Source organism: Pseudoxanthomonas koreensis (assembly GCF_041890415.1).
GTDB classification, from domain to species: domain Bacteria; phylum Pseudomonadota; class Gammaproteobacteria; order Xanthomonadales; family Xanthomonadaceae; genus Pseudoxanthomonas; species Pseudoxanthomonas koreensis_A.
The window spans coordinates 764,241-783,439 of sequence record NZ_CP169056.1 but is presented as its reverse complement, the minus strand read 5'-3'; the positions used below and the strand labels follow the sequence as shown (position 1 = coordinate 783,439).

Sequence of the window (19,199 nt, the reverse complement as noted above, 5' to 3'; positions counted from 1 at the left end):
TGCTCCCGCGGATGCATCTGGTCCGCGCCATCGGTCCCCCGGCAACGGGTACCGACCTGTCATCCATGAGGTCATCCATGCGTCTTGAACTTCCCCCCGTGCTCCAGCGCATGCTGGCCCGCTCGACCGCCACGCCCGACCAGGCGCTGCTCTCCGACCTGCAGCAGTCCCACCCCGCCGCCGCCGCGGAGCTGGCCAAGGCCATCGACAGCTCGCCCCACCTGGGGACGCTGCTCGGCAAGGCCTGGCGCGACGGCCACCTGACGTCGATCCGGTTCACCAACGAATCGCTTTCGGGGCGCTACCGGGGCGAGGACGGCACCATCCACCTCAATCCCCGGCGCATCGAGACCTACCTGGCCAACCCGTCGAAGGGCACCGGGGAAGCGCTGCACGACTTCCTGGTGACGACGCTGGCCCATGAAACCTCGCATGCGCTGGAACGCAAGGACAGCACGCGCAACAACGACCTGCTGCATCGCCAGGTCAGGTCGTCGCTGAAGCAGGCCGCGCACGGCGGCGTGGCCGACATCACCGATGCGGCCGACAGGTACCTGTCCGAACGCCGGCTCTCCGAAGCCCGGGCCGAACAGGCTGCGCTCAACGCGCTGTCCAGCCGGATCAGCCACACCACCGGCCAGGTCCCGGACGCCAACACCCTGGCCCGGCGCGGCGTGCTGGCATCCAACTGCACCAGCATCCTGCGCGACGGTCCGCGCCTGGCCCCGGGCCTGTCGCCGGATGCCCGCGGCATGATCCCGGACAGCCAGCTCGAGGCGGTGGCGCAATGCTTCTTCGACGACTCGCCGGCCAACCTCGGAAAGCAGCGCAACGTGAGTTACCACAACGCCTACGCCGGCTTCGTGCTGCGGGTCGCCGAACACGAGAAGCGGCATGGCGGAATGGAACAGGTGCCGCTGCGGCTCGACTTCAAGCGCCTCGGGCTGGATCCAGCCCGGGTCCAGGATGGGGGCCTGGACTTCGGTGCCCCCGGCCGGGTGTTGCGGGTCGATGACGGGTCCGGCCGCCGACTGCAGTTCCTGCACGACGCCGGCCGCGACCCGCGTACCAGCCAGGCGCCGGCCGAGGCCGAACCGGGGCAACGCACGGCCGCCACCAGCGACGCCCGGTGGCACGCCGATCCCCTGCACCAGCACATGCAGCAGACACTCGACGCGCAGTTGCCGGCGGGCACATCGGTGAGCGACACGCGCGTGGCCCAGCTGGCCGCCGCCGCTCGCCACGCCGGGATCCAGCCCGGGGAGCCGATCGAGCTGGTGGCCCACGCGGGGGACCTGGTCGTGCGCGGGCGCCATCCCACCCATGTCGCGCGGGTGGACCTGGAATCGGTGCCCGAACCCGATCAGGCGGGCAGCCAGCCGGCTCCCGCCACCCACCAGCACGCCCGCGACCTGCACGGGTGAGCCCAGCCGCGAGCCCCGCGCAGGGCCGTCCGGCCCCGGCCACCACTCCTGAGGACGCATGATGCAAGACTCCTCCAAGCCTACCGCCGCCCTGCCACCGATCCAGGGAGGCAGCCTCTCGTCCCTCGCCGAGCGCGTGGCCCACGCCGCGGCAAGCTCGGCGGTGCTGACCGGGGCACTGGGGCGTGCGATGCGCGACGGCGAGCTGGCCGCGATCCGCCTGGATGGCGGGCATGGCGGCGCGGCCGCCGCCTACACCCCCGCGGACCGGACGATCCACATCGATCCGCGGATCGCCGACCAGTTCACCCGCAGCACCGATGGCCAGGCGCTTGATGACGCCCTGGTGGTGATGCTGGCGCGGCAGACATCCATGGCGCTGTCGGCCCGCGACACCGCGCAGGATGCGCGCGCCCTGGCCGACCGGACCGCCAGCGCAGTGCGCGATGCTGCGACCGGCGTTGCCGACCTCACCGCCCCGATGGCGGAATACCTGACCCAGAAGCGACACCAGGAAACCGAGGCGTCGCGCATGGCCTGGAACGCCCTGGCCAGCAGGGTCCATGGCGCAGGCGCGGAGGTCGCCGGAGCCGTCAACGCCACGCTCGAACGCATGGCCACAGCCAGCAGTTGCATCCGCAAGGTCGAAGGCGCCGCGGAACCGGCGGTGTCCGGGCTGGTGGACGAACGCGGCATGGTTGGCGCCGGGCGGATCGAAGCGATGGCCCGCTGCGAGTACGACGCAGGCGACCGGCACCGCCACGCAGCCGGCGCACTGGCCATCGTCGAGCAGGCACGGCGGACCGCGGCGCAGGCCAGCGTGCGCCTGGACCTGGGTGCGCTGGAACTGGACCCGCGCCGGTTGCAGGACAACGGACTGGACTTCGGGCAGCCCGGGCGGCAGTTGGAGGTCATCGACCCTTCGCTCGGCCGGGTGAGCTTCCACCACACGGCCGCGGCGACCGCCAAGGCAGCGACGGCGGCCATGACCGCCGTCTCCACGGCTGCCGGGCAGGTCCGCCAGGCAGCGGCGGACGCGGCCTCGGCAGGCCACGCGGACGGACGCTTGGCCGGTGCGCCTGCAGACCGCTGGATGCATCGGCTCGGCGCGTCCATCCAGGACCAGTTGCCTGCCGGAACGCACGTCTCCACCGACCGGGTCGCGCAACTGGCCGCGGCAGCGCATCGCGCAGGCATGGCCCCGGACGATCCGCTGCGGCTGGAGTTCGATGCCCGCAGCATCAGCCTGTGCGGTCGCCACCCGGCGCATGTGGCCCGGGTCGACCTGAGCCTGCCGCCACCGCCTGCGGCCGACAGCCTGGCCGCATTCGACACGCACGCCCCGGCCGGTCCCGCCGCCGTGACGCCGCAACACGACCCGGCCGCGTCCCGGCCCGCCGGCCCCTGACCCGAGCTTGCACCACGCCATGTCCAACCATCCCGAACACGACGCCCTCATCGCCCGGCTGCTGGCCCCCGCCCCGGGCGACGACCTCACCGCCGCCCATGCCCACCTGGTCGGCGAAGCGGCACGCAGTTCGCCGCTGCTGCTCCGGCAACTGGCCGCAGCACACCGCGATGGCAACCTGGACCGCATCCGGGTCGTGGCCGGCGAGGATGCGGACGCGATGGCCCACTACGAGCTGGAGTCCCGCACCATCTCGCTGGCCGCCAGCCAGCTGGAACTGCCGCGCGCACTGCTCGAGCAGGCCCACCTGCGCCCGGACCTTGCGCAACTGCCGGCCGACCGGATCCGCACGGCCCACCACGACTTCGTGGTGTTCAACCTGGGCCACGAATCCTTCCACGCATTGCGCGCACCGCGCCTGGATGCGTGGCTGGACCACTTCAATTCCAGCACGTGCGCCGCGTTCGGGAAGGCCGAGGGGTCCCCGACCGGTCCGGACCTCACCCCGGCCGTGCAGATGTACATGGCGCGGATGATGGAGCACGAGGCGGAAGCCGAACAGCGCGGCTGGAACACGCTGGCAAGCCGCATCAAGGCGGAAGGCCGCGCGGTGCCGGCGGATCTGTACGACGCGATCGTGCAGCATGTGGCCCAGCCGGAAGCATCGACCGGCGGGCAGCGCCCGCACCCGGCCTGGGACCTCAACGCAACGCTGCGCCAGCGCGCGGCGATGCTGAGCGCCTGCGCGCGCGAAGGTGCCGACGTGGAGATTCCGCTTGCACGCCCCGCGGCCGCGCCTCCGCTGGCCGCCAACGGCATGGTCGACCCGGACCAGTCACGGACCTTCGCCAAGTGCACAGACGTGCCGCGCGAGGCCTATGCCAATGCCTACATCCACCACCTGATGCCGCTGATCGGTGCAGCGGCCCACCCGGATCCGGATACGGCACCACGGTCCTTCCGCCTCGACCTCACGGCCCTGGGCATCGATCCCGACCGCCTGCGCCTGGGCGGCGCCGATCTGGGAGCAGCGGGGCGCTATCTCCTGCTCCAGAATGGCGCCCACGGCCTGGTCGTGGTCGACCATTTCGCGCCGGAAGCCGACGCACGCCGCAACGCACCTGGCGCACGCCAGGATGCCGGCGACGCCTGCCGCGCGAACGCCCCGCAGGCCGTCGCGCCGCACCCGGCTCCGCGCGCGGGCGTGGACTCGTCGCTCTCGGGCGAACTGCAGCACGCCCTGGGTTCCATGCTGCCTCCGGGCGCCGTGGTCTCCGACGCCCGGCTGCGCCAGCTCACCAGCACTGCCGCCAGCGCCGGCATCCAGGCCGGCGATCCGCTGCACCTGGTAGTGGATGCGGCAGGCATCACCGTGCGCGGCCGCCATCCCAGCCACGTGGCACGCCTGGACCTGGCTGCGCCCCCGGCCCTGCATGCGCCTGCCACGGCGGGCGACGCGGAGGCCGGCGCCCTCGCCCGCCCGGCCGCCACGCCTCCACCTGCGCTGGCCTGAGGGCAGGTGCGCGGGCCGGGCCTGCGCGCAGCACCCTCCTGGACCCTCACGCCTGGCGCGCCGTGTCGTTTGCCACGGCCGGCAGGCGCACCGCCAGGTGGCGCAGGAACAGCTGGGTCAGCGGACCCACGCCCAGTGCGAAGACCAGCGTGCCCGCGCCTACCGTGCCGCCCAGGCTGATGCCTGCGCCGAGCACGCCCAGTTCGATCCCGGTACGCACGCGCCGGATCGACCACCCGGAGCGCCGCGACAGGCCAGTCATCACTCCATCCCGCGGTCCGGGCCCCAGATGCGCACCCACATACAGGGCCGTGGCCAGTGCGCACGCAATGGTGCCGGTCAGCACGTAGGCCACCCGCATCGGCATGGTCCCGGGCAGCGGCAACCAGGCCAGGTTGAGGTCGGCGAACGGGCCCACCAGCAGCGTATTGGCCAGGGTCCCCAGCCCCGGCATCTGCCGCAGCGGAATCCAGGCCAGTAGCACCACGATCGAGACGATCACCATGACCGTGCCCAGGGACAGCGGCAGGTGCAGGGCCAGGCCCAGGTGGAACACGTCCCACGGCGCGGCACCGAGGGTGCCCTGGATCAGCAGGGCCACGGCCAGGCCGTACACCCAGAGTCCCAGCAGCAGCCGCAGCAACCGTTCGGGCAGGCGCCCGGCGCGCAACTGGTCCAGCGGGCCGAAGTTGTGCAGCGGTGTGGAGGATGGATCCATGATGCCAGTCTGGCGGCAATGGGCCCCGGCATACAGGGCTACCGGCGGGACGGTGGCTCCCATTCGCCACCACGCCGGCGGCAGGCGCGCGGCACCGCTGTCCGGCCGGGCGGGCAGCGCCAAGGCAGCGCCGCAGTGTGGCCGATGTCGTGCGGTCGTGCGGATATGCCGCTCAGGCCGACCCGATGCGGCTGAAGTCCACCACATCGTCCAGCCAGAGCATGCGCCGGCCTTCGCCGTCGACATCCAGCAGCAACAGGCCGTTCATGCCCTCATCGCCATCCGGGCCGAAGAACTGCTGCAGCGCGGGGCGCTCCGGGATGGTGCCGCTGACGATGCTCCCATCACGCAGTTGCAGGGTAGCCACCAACTGGGCATCCAGCGCCTGCTGCAGTTCCTTGAGTCGATCGATCGAGGCTGCATCGGTATGCACGCGTGGCGCGATCCTGGCCATGGGCGGGGTTCCGGTCGGGATGGGTCACTGGAGGCTAGCCCCGACACCATGACCGCCGCGTCACGAAGGCAGTGTGCCTGCGTGCAGGGCGTGGGAATGATCGACCGCAGCCGATGCGCTTGTGCACGCCGGCGCAAGGCGTGCGCTGCGCGTCAGTCGAGCAGGCCGGCCGCGTGCAATGCCGCATCCATGCCGGCGTGGTGCGCCGGATCCAGCGGCGTAAGCGGCAGGCGCAGGGTGCCGCCGCAGCGGCCCAGGCGCTGCAGGGCCCACTTCACCGGGATGGGATTGGCTTCCACGAACATCTGCCGGTGCAGCGGCAGCAGCCGCAGCTGGATGTCCATTGCCGTGCGCACGTCGCCGGCAAGTGCCGCCACGCACAATGCGTGCATCAGCCGCGGCGCGACATTGGCGGTGACGCTGATGTTGCCGTGGCCACCGCAGAGCATCAGCGCCACGGCGGTGGAATCATCGCCGGAGTACACGCAAAAGCCTTCCGGCACTTCGCGCACCAGCCATTGCGCCCGCTCGATGTTGCCGGTGGCCTCCTTGATGCCCACGATCCCCGGCACCTGCGCCAGGCGCAGCACGGTGTCGTGCTGCAGGTCGGCGGCGGTGCGGCCGGGCACGTTGTACAGCACCATCGGCAAGTCGCCGGTGGCCTCGGCGATGGCGCGGAAGTGGCGGTACTGCCCTTCCTGGCCCGGCTTGTTGTAGTACGGCACCACCTGCAACTGGCTGCTCGCGCCGACCTCGCGCGCATAGTGCGCCAGCGCGACCGCCTCGGCCGTGGAATTGCCGCCGCAGCCGGCCATCACCGGCAGCCGCCCTGCAGCCTGCTCCACCGCCACGCGGATGATCTCGCAGTGCTCCTCCACGCTGACCGTGGGCGACTCGCCGGTGGTGCCCACCACCACCACGCCGTCGCTGCCCTCGGCCGCGTGCCAGTCGACCAGGCCGCGCAGCGCGTCGTAGTCGACGCTGCCGTCACCATGCATTGGCGTGACGAGGGCGACGATGCTGCCACGGAGCGGCGCGTGCGAAGGAGCCATAGGGATACCGGAAGTGCCGACGGGTGGAAACCGCCAATTCTAATCGGGATGGCGACGCGGTTCGCGTGTGCCAGGTGCGCGGCGGGCATGCGCATGGGCGCGGGCCGCAGTTGCCACGGAAACCATCAGCCAGCATGCGGGATGCATGCCCTGGCGTGCCTGCCCGCGCACATGGCGCCTGCCTGCCATTGCATCGCCCGTCCGCACCGATGCGGTGCCTGGCTCAATCGCCAAGGTGGATCCAGGTGGCCTTGAGCTCGGTGTACTTGTCGAACGCATGCAGCGACTTGTCGCGGCCGTTGCCCGATTGCCTGTAGCCGCCGAACGGCGCGGTCATGTCGCCGCCATCCCACTGGTTCACCCACACGCTGCCGGCGCGCAGCCCGCGGGCCATGCGGTGGGCACGCGACAGGCTGGAGGTCCACACGCCTGCGGCCAGGCCATAGGGGCTGTCGTTGGCGACATGCAGGGCCTGTGCTTCATCGTCGAAGGGAATCACCGCCAGCACCGGTCCGAAGATCTCCTCGCGCGCGATCACATGCTCCGGGCGCACATCGTCGAATACGGTGGGTTGCACGTAGCAGCCGCCGGCCACCGGCGCCACGCGCTCGCCACCCAGGGCCAGGCGTGCGCCTTCGCCAAGCCCGTTGGCGATGTAAGCCAACACCCGGGCGGTGTGGTGCTCGTCCACCAGCGCGCCCATGGGCACGCCCGGCTCAAGCGGATGCCCGGGCTGCATCGCGCGGCCCGCTGCCACCACGCGTGCGACGAAATCCCGGTGGATGCCGCGCTCCACCAGCAGGCGCGAGCCGGCGGTGCACACCTGCCCCTGGTTGTAGAAGATCGCGGTGGCCGCGGCCTGCGCGGCCGCGTCCAGGTCCGGCGCATCGGCGAACACGATGTTCGGGCTCTTGCCGCCGCATTCCAGGTACACGCGCTTCATGTTCGATGCGCCGGCGCAGCGCAGCAGGCGCTTGCCCACCGCCGTCGAACCGGTGAATACCAGCCCGTCCACATCTATGTGCAGGGCCAGCGGCTCGCCGGCGTCGGCACCGGTGCCCGGGACCACGTTCAGCACCCCGTCGGGAAGGCCGGCCTCGGCCGCCAGTTCGGCCAGGCGCAGCGCGCTCAGCGGTGATTTCTCCGAGGGCTTGAGCACCACCGAGTTGCCGGTGGCCAGCGCCGGCGCCAGCTTCCAGGCCGCCATCAGCAGCGGAAAATTCCACGGCACGATGGCGCCGACCACGCCCAGCGGTTCACGGGTGACCAGACCCAGTTCGGCCGGGCCGGTGGGCGCGACCTCGCCATATACCTTGTCCACCGCCTCGGCGGTCCAGGCCAGGCAGCGCTTGGTGGCGGCAACATCGACACTGCGCGCTTCGTCGATCGGCTTGCCCATGTCCAGGGTTTCCAGCAACGCCAGCTCATCGGCATGACGCTCGATCAACGTGGCCAGCGCCAGCAGAATCTTCTTGCGCCACGCCGGTCGCGCCCGCGACCAGGTTCCGGCTTCGAAACTGCGCCGCGCCGCACGCACCGCGCGATCCACGTCCACCGCGCCACAGGCGGCCACCTGTCCCAGCACCCGGCCGTCGATCGGGCTGATGCAGTCGAAGCGGGCGCCATCGGCCGCATCCACCGGACGGCCATCGATGAAGGCACGGGTGCGCAGGGTCAGGCCTTCGGCCATGGCCTGCCACTCGGCGCGGGTGCGTGATGCATGCATCGGGAACCTCCGGAGCGATCCAGCCAGGGGCATGGACCGATCTTGCCCCAGACCCGATGCCGATGCCGATGCCGGCACCGATGCCGTGCATCTTCCGCCCCGCCGCGGGAGCGAGGCGATACGATTGACGCACATCGGCGGCGGCCTTGCGGTTGGGCCGGCCCGATGCGCACCCCTTACGGAGATTCACATGCAGGTCGGCGTACCCAGGGAAATCAAGGACCACGAATACCGCGTCGGCCTCACCCCCGCCGGGGCCCGCGAGCTGTCCTCGCGTGGCCACCAGGTGCTGGTGGAGCGCGGCGCCGGTGCCGGCGTCGGCATCGCCGACGAGGCCTACGAAATGGCCGGCGCACAGGTGCTGGACAGCGCAGCGGAGGTGTACGCCCGGGCCACGATCCTGATCAAGGTCAAGGAGCCCCAGCCGGTGGAATACGCGATGCTGCGGCCCGGACAGGTGCTGTACGCCTACCTGCACCTGGCGCCGGACCCGGACCAGGCCAAAGCATTGCTGGCCGCCGGTGTGACCGCCATCGCCTATGAAACCGTCACCGACGAACACGGCGGATTGCCGCTGCTGGCACCGATGAGCGAGGTCGCCGGGCGCATGGCCATCCAGGCCGGCGCGCATGCGCTGGAAAAGACCCAGGGCGGCGCCGGCATCCTGCTGGGCGGCGTGCCCGGAGTGGAGCCTGCGCGGGTCCTGATCATCGGCGGTGGCACGGTCGGGGTGAACGCCGCGCGTGCCGCGCTTGGCGCCGGCGCGCACGTGACCTTGCTGGACCGTTCGCTGGAACGGCTGCGCTACGCCGACGCGTTGTACGCTGGCCGGATCAGCACGGTGTACTCGACCCGCGACGCGATCGAGGAGCACCTGCCGCACACCGACCTGGTGGTCGGCGCGGTGCTGGTGCCCGGCGCTGCCGCACCCAAGCTGGTCTCGCGCAGGCAGTTGGGCCTGATGCGCGCCGGCTCGGTGCTGGTGGACGTGGCAATCGACCAGGGCGGATGCTTCGAGACCAGCCGTCCGACCTCACCCCGGGCGCCGACCTACGAGGTCGACGGCATCATCCACTACTGCGTGTCGAACATGCCCGGCGGGGTCGCCCGCACCTCGACCTTCGCCCTGGCCAATGCCACCCTGCCGCACGCGCTGGCGCTGGCCGACAAGGGCGCCGTGCAGGCGCTGGCCGACGATGCCCACCTGCGCAACGGCCTGAACGTGCATGCCGGCCGGCTCACCCATCGCGCCGTGGCCGATGCCCTGGGCCTGCCCTACACGCCAGCGAGCGAGGCACTGGCGCAGTAGCGCCGCACCTGGCGCGCGCGATGCGGCCTGCACGCGGCCGCGTCTACACTGCCCGGTGTCACGCCTGCGGCCGGCTGCAACGCGGCCGCTGGCGCCATGCACCGCCCCGTCCAGGAACGCATGAGCAGCATCCAGGATCCGCGACCGGCGCAGCTGCGCCGCATGAAGGCCATCGCCGTGGCGATGCTGCTGGCGATGGTCGCCGGCTTCGTGCTGGCGCACGTGATGGGCGGCAGCGGCGCGTGGGCCTGGGTGTCGGCGTTCTGCGAGGCCGCCACGGTTGGCGCGCTGGCCGACTGGTTCGCGGTGGTGGCGCTGTTCCGCCGCCCGCTGGGCCTGCCGATCCCGCACACGGCGGTGATCCCCCGCAGCAAGGAGCGCATCGGCGACAGCCTGGCCGCGTTCGTGCGCGACCATTTCCTCGAACCACACACCCTGCTGGCGCGACTGGAGGTGTTCGATCCGGCGTCGAAGCTGGGGCACTGGCTGTCGCGACCCGAGCAGTCGCGGCGGCTTGCACGGATGGCGCGCGGCTGGGCGGTGCAGGCGCTGGACCTGCTGGACGAGCAGGCGGTGCGCAAGGGCATCCAGGAATTCCTGCTGGCACGCCTGCAGGCGTGGGATGCGGCGGCCAGCGCCGGCGACATCCTCGGCCTGCTCACCGCCGACGGCCGCCACCAGGCGTTGCTGGACGAGGCCCTGCGCCGCCTTGGCCAGCACCTGGACGACCCGGCGATCAAGCAGCGCGCCTCGGACCTGCTGGTCAAGCACGCGCGCCGCGAGTGGCCGCGCCTGGTGGGCACGGTGGATTGGGTCAAGCCGGTGGAAGGCATCGCCGACAGCCTGGCCGAACGCATCGCCCATGCGCTGCTGGAAGAACTCAACGAGATCCTGCGCCAGCCCGACCACCCACTGCGGCGTGACTACGAACACTGGCTGCAGGACTACATCGGCCGGCTGCGCCACGACCCGGCAGTTGCCGCGCGCGCCGAAACCATCAAGCAGAGCCTGATCGACCATCCCGGCGTGCAGGACTACGTGCGCGGGCTCTGGGACCAGGTCCATGCCGCCCTGCGCGAGGACCTGGAGCGCGAGGACGGCGTGCTGGCCGCCCACCTGCAGCGCTCGCTCGCCGGCCTGGGCCGGGCACTGGGCCGCGACCGTGCGCTTCGCGATGCGATCAACCAGCACCTGCTGGGCGGCGCGGAGAAACTGGCCCAACGCCTGCGCGGCGGGGTCACCGACTACATCGCGCAGACGGTGAAGGGCTGGGACGAACGCCACCTGGTGCGCGAGCTGGAATTGAGCGTGGGCCGCGACCTGCAATACATCCGCTACAACGGCACCGTGGTGGGTGGGTTGATCGGGCTGGCGCTGCACGCGGTGATCGTGCTGCTATAGCGGCGCCTGGGCGCGACGCTTCCGGACCCGGTGACTGCACCATGCGGCGGCGCAGCATCGAATCTTCTCAAGCCTGTTGCCGGGTAGCCGCTATTCTGGACTGGGCCTCCTGCGGCCCGCACATCTCGACCGGGAGAACATTGATGACCGCACGACCGACCGTGCTGCTGTGCGACGACTCGCGCGCATTACGCATGCTCGCGGCCGGCCAGCTGGAGGAAGCCGGGTTCCAGGTGGTGGGCGAGGCCGGCAACGGCCTGGAGGCGGTGGGCCAGTACCAGGCACTGAAGCCGGACCTGGTGCTGCTCGACCTGGTGATGCCCGAGTGCGACGGCCGCCAGGCGCTGGCCCGGATCCTGGAGGCCGACCCGAACGCGCGGGTGGTGATCCTCAGTTCGCTGGGCGCACAGAGCGACATCGAAGAATGCCTGCGTCTTGGCGCACGCTCCTACCTGCAGAAGCCCATCGATCCCGAAGCGATGGAACGCGTGCTGCACCAGGTGCTCGTCTGAGCGGCGACCACCTCCGACCTATCCGCAGAGGGCACGAGATGTCAGTGAAATTCCTGGGCCAGTTCCTGATGGAGCGTGGCGTCATCACCCCGTCGCAACTGCTGGCCGCGATCGAGGCACAGCGCGCCTCCAATCCGCTGCTGGGCGAGCTGGCCGTGCAGCAGGGCCTGCTTGACGAAGCCCAGGCGCGCCGCATCAACCAGCGCCAGCGGGTCGAAGACCGCCGCTTCGGCGACATCGCCCAGGAGATGGGCCTGCTCGATGCCGGCCAGGTGGACGCACTGCTGGTCGCACAGAAGGCCGGGCGCAAGCTGTTCGGGCAGGTGCTGCTGGACCAGGGGGTGATCGACCCCCAGCGCCTGGACGCCGAGCTGGCCGCACACCGTGCCGAGCAGGACGCGGCCCAGCAGGCGCTGTCCACCGGCGTGGCCGACCATGCCAAGGCCGGGCTGGCCAACACCGCCATCGCCCTGTGCGCGCGCCTGTTCCCGCGCATGCTCGACAGCCAGTGCCATGCGGCCGGCCTGCTCGCTCCGGCCGAGCTGGGTGCCTATCCGCACGTGGCCCAGGTACGGGTGGAAGGCGAGCGTCCGCTGTTCATCGGCCTGGCCTGCGGGCACGACACGATGCACGCGCTGGCCTGCGCCCTGCTCAAGATCGAGCCGGAGCAATGCGACGACGAACTGGCCCAGGATGGACTGGGCGAAGTGGTCAACGTGCTGATGGGCTATGCGGTGCGCAGCATGCTGCCCGAGGACATGGGCTACCGCGCGTTCCCGCCGGACAATTCGGTGCCGGCCGCACGCCTGGTCGCCGACCGCGAGCGCAGCCTGGCCCTGCTGATGAATTCGCAACTGGGCCCGTTCGCACTGCTGATCGGGGAGTAAGGCCCGCCGGCGCAGGCCGGCGGCCACGCGGGCCGGGCATGGCCGGCCGGATCAGGCGTCGGCGGTCGTCTCTGGCTGGTCGTCGCCCACGGTCCACAGCCGCTCGAGGGCGTAGAACTCGCGCACCCGCGGCAACATCACGTGCACGATCACGTCGCCCAGGTCGACCAGCACCCACTCCGCTTCGCGCTCGCCCTCCACGCCCAGCGGCATCGCACCCAGCTTCTTGGCAAACCTCACCACCTCGTCGGCAATCGACTTGACGTGGCGGGTGGAGGTGCCCGAGGCGATCACCAGGTGGTCGGCCACGCTGGTCTTGCCGCGCACGTCGATCTCAACGACATCCTTGGCCTTGATCTCCTCGACCGCACTGCGCACTGCGGCCAGCAGCGCATCCACCGGCGGCGGGGGATCGGGAAGACGGGGCTTGATGACGTGGGCTTGGTTGCTCAAGGGCAGGCTCGGTCGCAGGTGCGGGAAAGATGAGGCGATTATACGGGCCCAATCGTGCGGGCCGTATTCACGGGCGAGGTTCGCCTGCGGACGCCGCATCGGTACCGGAACCTGCCCCGTACAGCCCTTCGGCCTGGATCTGCGCGGCCACGGCGGCGGGCAACCAGCCGCGCCAGGCCGGGGCGCCGCAGGCGATCGCCTGGCGCACGGCGGTGGCCGACTCCGCGCGCAACGGCTGGCGCAGATGGTAGGCAAGCCCGGCCGGCATCGTGGCCAACCGCGCCGGCGCCTGTTGCCAGCGGCCGGCGAATGCGGCGGTCAGTTCCGGCGGCTCCGGCAGCTGCGCGACGTCCCCCTGGTCGATGCGCCCGGCGACGATGAAATGGGCCAGCGTCGGCAATTGCCGCCAGTGCCGCCAGGTCGGCAACGAGCGGAAGCTGTCGGCGCCCAGCAGCAGGGCCAGCGGCGCCTGGGCGCCACGCTCGGCACGCAGCTCGCGCAAAGTGTCCACCGTCCAGGAAGGCCCGGCGCGATGCAGCTCGCGCCGGTCCACCCGCAGGCGCGGGTCGCCCGCCACGGCCAGATCGAGCATGCGTGCGCGCTGCTGCGCGTCGGCGCCCGGCCGCGGACGATGCGGCGGGTCTGCGGCTGGCGCCAGGGTGACCGGGACCTCGAACAGCTCGGCGGCTGCGCGGGCGATGGCCAGGTGCCCGTTGTGGACCGGGTCGAAGGTGCCGCCGTACCAGATCTCCAGCATGCGGGCGCGGGTGCCGGTCAGCGGCCGGCGCTGGCCAGCAGCCGGGTGGCCGGCGGCTCGGCGATCGCCAGCAGCAGGCGCTCGAGCAGTTGCCACGGGTCGCCGGGGCCGCGGCCCTTGGCCGCGCGATCCACGCGCGAGGCGTAGGCGGCGAAGCGGTTCCAGCGGATCGGCGCGGCATGCCGCTGCAGCGCGCGCTTGAACGGGGCCTGGCGCGCCTCCCACAGGCCTTGCGATTTCATCTCGGCGGCCAGGTTGGCGCCGCGCGCCTGGGCCCGCGCCAGGGCGGCCGCGCGCAGCAATTCGCGCACCACAATCGGCATCAGCCCGGCCACCTGCTCGCCCTCGGCACGCAAGCCGGCAAGCATGCGCCGCACCTGCACGGCGTGGCCGGACAGGCTCGATTCGAGCAGGCGGAAAACGTCGTAGCGCGCCGCGTCGGCCACCAGCGATTGCATCGTTTCCAGGTCCAGCACGCCCTCGGGTGCCAGCAGGGCGAGCTTGTCGATCTCCTGCGCGGCGGCCAGCAGGTTGCCTTCCACCCGTTCGCACAACCCCTGCACCGCCTGCGGCTCGGCACGCAGGCCGCGCTCGCGCAGGCGACGGTCGATCCAGCCGGGCAGCTCGTGCGGCTTCAATGCCCAGGCGATCGACACCACGCCGCAACGCGACAACGCATCCACCCATTTGCCGTGATGGGCCTTGCTCCATTCGCCGGCCACCACCAGCAGATGGGTGTCCGGCGGCGGGTCCGTGCAGAACCCGGCGATCACCTCGGCCCCGGCCTTGCCCGGCTTGCCCGACGGCAGGCGCACCTCGAGCAGGCGCCGCGACGCGAACAACCCGGGCGCGGCGAAACTGGCCGACAGCGCATCCCAGTCCAGGTCACGACCCTCGGCCTCGAACACCTCGCGCTCGGCGCCGTCGGCGCGCGCACGCGCGCGCACCGCGTCGGCTGCTTCCAGCACGTGCAGCGTCTCCGGGCCGGCAATCAGGTAGGCCGCGCGCAACGGCTGGGTGCCGGCCTGGGCGACCAGTTGCTCGGGCCGCAGTTCCATCAGCGCGGGTCGGCAGCCACGCGGTGGCGCGTGGTGGTCATGGCGTGGCCGGCGGAGCTGCCGCCGCCTCCGCACCGGCGCGGACCACGCCATCGATCCGGCGCAGGATCGATGCGGCCATCTCGCGGCGCAGCTCGTCGGCCAGGATCTCGCGCTCGGTGCTGGTCCCGGTGACATCCTCGGGCGGCGAGACATAGTCGCGCGCAAGCTCCACCGACTGCTGCGGCACCAGCACCGTGCCATCGGCCAGGTGGAAGGAGAAGATGGTGGCGTAGCGCAGGCTGAAATCCTGGGCCCGGCCACGCTCGTCGATGGCGATGGGCAGGTCGCCCCAGCGTTCGGACACGATCTCCAGCCGCGCCATCTGGCCGCGGTCGGTTTCGGGCCCGGCCACCGTGGCGCCGGCGTTGCGCAGGTTGCGCTCGAGGATGGTGACCAGTTCGCTGTAGGGCGTGTTGGACACCACCCGCACCGGCGGCGTCTCGTCCGGCAGCGCCAGGCGCTCGCGCAGGTGGAAGCCGCAGCCGGACAACACCAGCGCGGCGGTCAGGACGAGCAGGAGCCGGGACATCGACGCGGTTCGGATCATGGGTGGGAGTCTGGACGAGGCAGCCGGGAGCGGCAACAGGCTGCAGCCTGCAGGATGTGGCGTGAACACGGCTTGAGAGGGGATCCGGCAGCGGAACATTGCGGGCTGGTCCGCCTGCGGTGGATCAACCCGCCACAATGTTCACGATCTTGCCCGGCACCACGATCACCTTGCGCACGGCCAGGCCTTCCAAGTACTTGGCCGCGTTGGGCTCGGCCCGGGCCAGCGCCTCGACCTGGTCGCGCGGCGTATCGGCGGCGACCTCGATGGTGCCGCGCAGCTTGCCGTTGACCTGCACCGCCAGGGTCAGGGCATCGCGGACCAGCGCGGCCTGGTCGACCCGCGGGAACGGCAGGTCGTCGACCAGGGCCTGGGCGTGGCCGAGCACCTGCCACAGCGCATGGCTCGAATGCGGGGTGATCGGATTGAGCAGCAGCACCGCCGCTTCCAGCGCTTCCTGGCGCACCGCGCGGCCCTGCGCGCTGGCGTCGTCGAACTTCGACACCGCGTTCATCAGCTCCATCACCGCGGCGATGGCGGTGTTGAATGCGTGGCGGCGGTCGTAGTCGTCACCGACCTTGCCGATGGTCTCGTGAATCTTGCGGCGCAGCGCCTTCTGCCCGGCATCCAGCGCCGCCACGTCCAGCGCCGGGGCCGGCACCGCGCCATCGGCGGCATGCTTCTGCACCTGGGCCCACAGCCGGCGCAGGAAGCGGGCCATGCCGTCCACGCCGGCCTCGTTCCACTCCAGCGACTGCTCGGGCGGGGCGGCGAACATCGAGAACAGGCGCACCGTGTCGGCGCCGTACTTGTCGACCATCGCCTGCGGGTCCACGCCATTGTTCTTGGACTTGGACATCTTCTCGACCGGGCCGATGCTCACCGGCTGGCCATCCGCGCGCAGGGTGGCGCCGGTGATGCGGCCCTTGTCGTCGCGCACCACGTCCACGTCGGCCGGGTTGATCCAGTCCTTCGAGCCGTCGGCATTGGCGCGGTAGTAGGTTTCGGCGATGACCATGCCCTGGGTGAGCAGGTTGGTCGCCGGCTCGTCGCTGTCCACCAGCCGCGCGTCGCGCAGGAGCTTGTGGTAGAAGCGGAAATACATCAGGTGCAGGATCGCGTGCTCGATGCCGCCGATGTACTGGTCAACGGGCAGCCAGTAGTTGCCGCGCTTGTCCACCATCTCGCGCGCGCCCGGCGAGGTGTAGCGCGCGTAATACCAGCTCGACTCCATGAACGTGTCGAAGGTGTCGGTCTCGCGATCGGCCGCGCCACCGCAGTCCGGGCAGGTGGTCTTGCGCCATTCCGGGTCGTTTTTCAGTGGCGAACCGGTGCCGCTGAAGGCCACGTTCTCCGGCAGCACCACCGGCAACTGGTCCTCCGGCACCGGCACCGCGCCGCAGGCCTGGCAGTAGATCACCGGGATCGGGCAGCCCCAGTAGCGCTGGCGGCTCACGCCCCAGTCGCGCAGGCGGTAGTTCACCCGGCGCTGGCCGCGGCCCTGGCGCTCGAAGCGCTCGGCCAGTGCCTCGAAGGCGCCGCGGTGGTCCAGGCCGTCGAACTCGCCGGAGTTCACCAGTTCCAGGTCGCGGCTCTTGTCGCCATACCAGTCGCGCCAGGTGGTGCTGTCCCAGGTCCTTTCGTCCTCGCTCTTGGCGTCCTTGAGCCCGATCACCTGCACCAGCGGCAGGGCGTACTTGTTGGCGAACTCGAAGTCGCGCTGGTCGTGGCCGGGCACGGCCATCACCGCACCGGTGCCGTAGCCCATCAACACGAAGTTGGCCACCCACACCGGCACCTGTTCGCCGGTGACCGGGTGCACGGCCCGCAGGCCGGTGTCCATGCCGCGCTTTTCCTGGGTTTCCAGATCGACCTCGGACACGCTGCCGTGCTTGAGCTCGTCCAGGAATGCAGCCAGCGCCGGGTTGCCCGCGGCGGCGCGCGCCGCCAGCGGATGTTCGCCGGCGATGGATACGAAGGTCACGCCCATCAGCGTGTCCGGACGAGTGGTGAACACCCGGATCGGCTCCAGTGCCGCGCCGGTCGCGTCCAGCACCTCGAACTGGATTTCCAGCCCTTCCGAGCGGCCGATCCAGTTGCGCTGCATGGTCTTGACCGAATCAGGCCAGCCGGGCAATTCGTCCAGGCCGTCCAGCAGTTCCTGGGCATAGTCGGTGATGCGCAGGAACCACTGCGGGATCTCGCGCTTCTCGACCAGCGCGCCGGAGCGCCAGCCGCGGCCGTCGATCACCTGCTCGTTGGCCAGCACGGTCTGGTCGACAGGATCCCAGTTCACCACCGAGTTCTTGCGGTAGGCCAGGCCCTTGCGCATCAGGCGCACGAACATGCGCTGCTCGTGCACGTAGTAATCGGGCGAACAGGTGGCGAACTCGCGCGACCAGTCGATGGCGTAGCCCAGCAACTTGAGCTGGCTGCGCATGTGGTCGATGTTGGCGTAGGTCCACTTCGCCGGCGCGGTCCGGTTCTTGATCGCGGCATTTTCGGCCGGCAGGCCGAAGGCATCCCAGCCCATCGGCTGCAGCACGTTGTGCCCGGTCATGCGCTTGTAGCGGCTGATGACGTCGCCGATGGTGTAGTTGCGCACGTGGCCCATGTGCAGCGCACCGGACGGATACGGCAGCATCGACAGGCAGTAGTACTTGGGCTTGTCGGCGGCTTCGTCCACCTCGAAGGCGGCGCTGGCCTCCCAGAATGTCTGGGCGGCCGATTCAACCGACCGGGGATCGTAGGAGGACGTGTTTTCGTGGACGACGGACATTGCAGGTCGCGGCGGCTGCGGCAAAGTCGCCAAGGGTACCGCAGTGCAGCATCGCACTCCACTTGGCCAGGGCGGGCCGCCACGTCGTCATGCCGTCAATCGCGGCCCGCCTCGCCACCATCACGGCCGCCAGTGGTACAAGACACGACATGAATCCGATCCCCCTGCACCGCCCGCACGCCCCGCTCCCTTTCCTTCAGGCACGCCCACGGCGTGTCACCGCGCCATGAGCGGCGAGTGGATGGGCTACGTGGCCGCAACCCTGACCACTGCGGCATTCGTCCCGCAGGCACTCAAGACCCTGCGCACCCGCGACACCAGCGGGATCTCGCTGGGGATGTACGTGGTGTTCACGGTGGGGCTGTGCTTCTGGCTGGCTTACGGGATCGTGCTGCAATCGTGGCCCATGATCCTGGCCAACATCGTCACCCTGGCCCTGGCCGTGGTGATCCTGGGACTCAAGCTGCGCCACGGCTGAGGCCGCGCCCGGCCGCGGCGGCAAGCACGCCCCACCCCAGCCAGGCCAGGAAGGCCGCCCGTTGCACCAGTGCCGCGCCGATCCAGCCACTGGCCAGGAAGCCGCAGAGCACCACCGCCACGCCTGCGGCCAGGCTCGCCAAGGCCAGCCGCCGCCAGCACGGCGTGCGCCACAGGCCCGCTGCCAGCAGGGTCGCGCCGGCCGGAAACGCCAGCGCCCACAACAGCCAGGCAGTGGCGTGATAGCGGCTGCGGCCGGCGTCCAGGTCCTCGGCGTCCAGCGGCAGCACGCCTTGCGCGGCAAACGCCAGTGCCGCCAGCAGCAGCAGTTGTGCGCCGATCCGCGTCGGCCAGCCCGCCATCGCCGGCAGGCGCGCGCGCAACCCGCCGGCCACCCACGCCCCTGCCGCGCCGGGCAGGACAAACGCGAAGATGCCGAAGGCCAGCGGATGCGGCGCCTGCATCGCGCCCAGCAGCGCCAGCGGATGGCGCAGGTGCGAATAACCTTCGATCGTGATCCCGCCCAGCAACGCTGCGGCCAGGAACGACAGCGGCGCCACTGTGGCCGCAACCCGCGATGTCATGCCCGGTGCCATGCTGCTCCACGAAGTGCGCGGCGGCGTTGCGCCGATGCTGCAATGTTAGTGCGCGCCTGCCGTCTTGTATCCTGCCGCAAAGTCAC

18 protein-coding genes are annotated in these 19,199 nt (G+C 71.0%); 8 read left to right on the top strand and 10 right to left on the bottom strand.

The features are described from left to right. The first annotated feature begins 77 nt into the window (after window positions 1-77). The 3 genes from ACEJ41_RS03665 to ACEJ41_RS03655 all read left to right on the top strand — a co-directional run bounded on the left by ACEJ41_RS03665 (window position 78) and on the right by ACEJ41_RS03655 (window position 4,345). Window positions 78-1,424 (top strand): hypothetical protein, encoded by a 1,347-nt coding sequence (locus tag ACEJ41_RS03665; protein WP_374013442.1) that lies wholly within the window; start codon window positions 78-80, stop codon window positions 1,422-1,424. Window positions 1,425-1,485: 61 nt separating this feature from the next. Further along, window positions 1,486-2,832 (top strand): hypothetical protein, encoded by a 1,347-nt coding sequence (locus ACEJ41_RS03660; RefSeq protein WP_374013441.1) that lies wholly within the window; start codon window positions 1,486-1,488, stop codon window positions 2,830-2,832. A gap of 19 nt (window positions 2,833-2,851) precedes the next feature. Continuing rightward, the gene (locus ACEJ41_RS03655; RefSeq protein ID WP_374013440.1) at window positions 2,852-4,345 is read left to right on the top strand and encodes a hypothetical protein; all 1,494 of its coding nucleotides are present in this window, start codon (window positions 2,852-2,854) and stop codon (window positions 4,343-4,345) included. A 46-nt stretch (window positions 4,346-4,391) separates the two neighbouring features. On the opposite strand, the gene ACEJ41_RS03650 is transcribed toward ACEJ41_RS03655, so the two are convergent. From ACEJ41_RS03650 to ACEJ41_RS03635, 4 genes are all read right to left on the bottom strand, one after another. Continuing rightward, window positions 4,392-5,063 (bottom strand): YitT family protein, encoded by a 672-nt coding sequence (locus ACEJ41_RS03650; protein WP_374013439.1) that lies wholly within the window; start codon window positions 5,061-5,063, stop codon window positions 4,392-4,394. A 172-nt stretch (window positions 5,064-5,235) separates the two neighbouring features. After that, entirely contained in the window at window positions 5,236-5,517 is a 282-nt protein-coding gene (locus tag ACEJ41_RS03645; protein ID WP_374013438.1) for a DUF3247 family protein, read from the bottom strand. A gap of 152 nt (window positions 5,518-5,669) precedes the next feature. Then, window positions 5,670-6,569: a 4-hydroxy-tetrahydrodipicolinate synthase gene (gene dapA, locus ACEJ41_RS03640; protein ID WP_374013437.1), complete on the bottom strand. Its 900-nt coding sequence runs from the start codon at window positions 6,567-6,569 to the stop codon at window positions 5,670-5,672. A 223-nt stretch (window positions 6,570-6,792) separates the two neighbouring features. After that, a complete protein-coding gene (locus ACEJ41_RS03635) occupies window positions 6,793-8,295 on the bottom strand; it encodes an aldehyde dehydrogenase (protein ID WP_374013436.1) in 1,503 nt (500 codons plus the stop codon). Window positions 8,296-8,485: 190 nt separating this feature from the next. Here ACEJ41_RS03635 and ald point away from each other — a divergent pair, with 190 nt between their 5' ends. The 4 genes from ald (at window position 8,486) to ACEJ41_RS03615 (ending at window position 12,404) form a co-directional block, all read left to right on the top strand. Further along, the gene (gene ald, locus ACEJ41_RS03630; RefSeq protein WP_374013435.1) at window positions 8,486-9,604 is read left to right on the top strand and encodes an alanine dehydrogenase; all 1,119 of its coding nucleotides are present in this window, start codon (window positions 8,486-8,488) and stop codon (window positions 9,602-9,604) included. A gap of 120 nt (window positions 9,605-9,724) precedes the next feature. After that, window positions 9,725-11,005: a DUF445 domain-containing protein gene (locus ACEJ41_RS03625; protein WP_374013434.1), complete on the top strand. Its 1,281-nt coding sequence runs from the start codon at window positions 9,725-9,727 to the stop codon at window positions 11,003-11,005. Window positions 11,006-11,148: 143 nt separating this feature from the next. Beyond that, a complete protein-coding gene (locus ACEJ41_RS03620; RefSeq protein WP_374013433.1) occupies window positions 11,149-11,517 on the top strand; it encodes a response regulator in 369 nt (122 codons plus the stop codon). A gap of 38 nt (window positions 11,518-11,555) precedes the next feature. Beyond that, complete coding sequence (locus ACEJ41_RS03615) at window positions 11,556-12,404, top strand: chemotaxis protein CheX (protein WP_374013432.1); 849 nt, start codon at window positions 11,556-11,558, stop codon at window positions 12,402-12,404. A gap of 51 nt (window positions 12,405-12,455) precedes the next feature. Here ACEJ41_RS03615 and rsfS read toward each other — a convergent pair whose 3' ends face one another. The 5 genes from rsfS to leuS all read right to left on the bottom strand — a co-directional run bounded on the left by rsfS (window position 12,456) and on the right by leuS (window position 18,040). Further along, complete coding sequence (gene rsfS, locus ACEJ41_RS03610; RefSeq protein WP_374013431.1) at window positions 12,456-12,857, bottom strand: ribosome silencing factor; 402 nt, start codon at window positions 12,855-12,857, stop codon at window positions 12,456-12,458. A gap of 67 nt (window positions 12,858-12,924) precedes the next feature. Beyond that, window positions 12,925-13,614 carry a nicotinate-nucleotide adenylyltransferase gene (nadD, locus tag ACEJ41_RS03605; RefSeq protein WP_374013430.1) on the bottom strand — a complete coding sequence of 230 codons (690 nt, stop codon included), beginning with the start codon at window positions 13,612-13,614 and terminating at the stop codon, window positions 12,925-12,927. Between the two features lie 17 nt (window positions 13,615-13,631). Next, entirely contained in the window at window positions 13,632-14,672 is a 1,041-nt protein-coding gene (holA, locus tag ACEJ41_RS03600; protein ID WP_374013429.1) for a DNA polymerase III subunit delta, read from the bottom strand. A gap of 37 nt (window positions 14,673-14,709) precedes the next feature. Next, a complete protein-coding gene (lptE, locus tag ACEJ41_RS03595; RefSeq protein ID WP_374013428.1) occupies window positions 14,710-15,243 on the bottom strand; it encodes an LPS assembly lipoprotein LptE in 534 nt (177 codons plus the stop codon). 142 nt (window positions 15,244-15,385) lie between these two features. Further along, a complete protein-coding gene (gene leuS / locus ACEJ41_RS03590; protein ID WP_374013427.1) occupies window positions 15,386-18,040 on the bottom strand; it encodes a leucine--tRNA ligase in 2,655 nt (884 codons plus the stop codon). A gap of 226 nt (window positions 18,041-18,266) precedes the next feature. Here leuS and ACEJ41_RS03585 point away from each other — a divergent pair, with 226 nt between their 5' ends. Further along, entirely contained in the window at window positions 18,267-18,518 is a 252-nt protein-coding gene (locus ACEJ41_RS03585) for a SemiSWEET transporter (RefSeq protein ID WP_374013426.1), read from the top strand. Here the strand turns inward: ACEJ41_RS03585 and ACEJ41_RS03580 are convergent. After that, a complete protein-coding gene (locus ACEJ41_RS03580) occupies window positions 18,499-19,101 on the bottom strand; it encodes a DUF998 domain-containing protein (RefSeq protein WP_374013425.1) in 603 nt (200 codons plus the stop codon). The two genes, ACEJ41_RS03585 and ACEJ41_RS03580, sit on opposite strands and share 20 nt — an antisense overlap. Window positions 19,102-19,199: the final 98 nt, after the last annotated feature.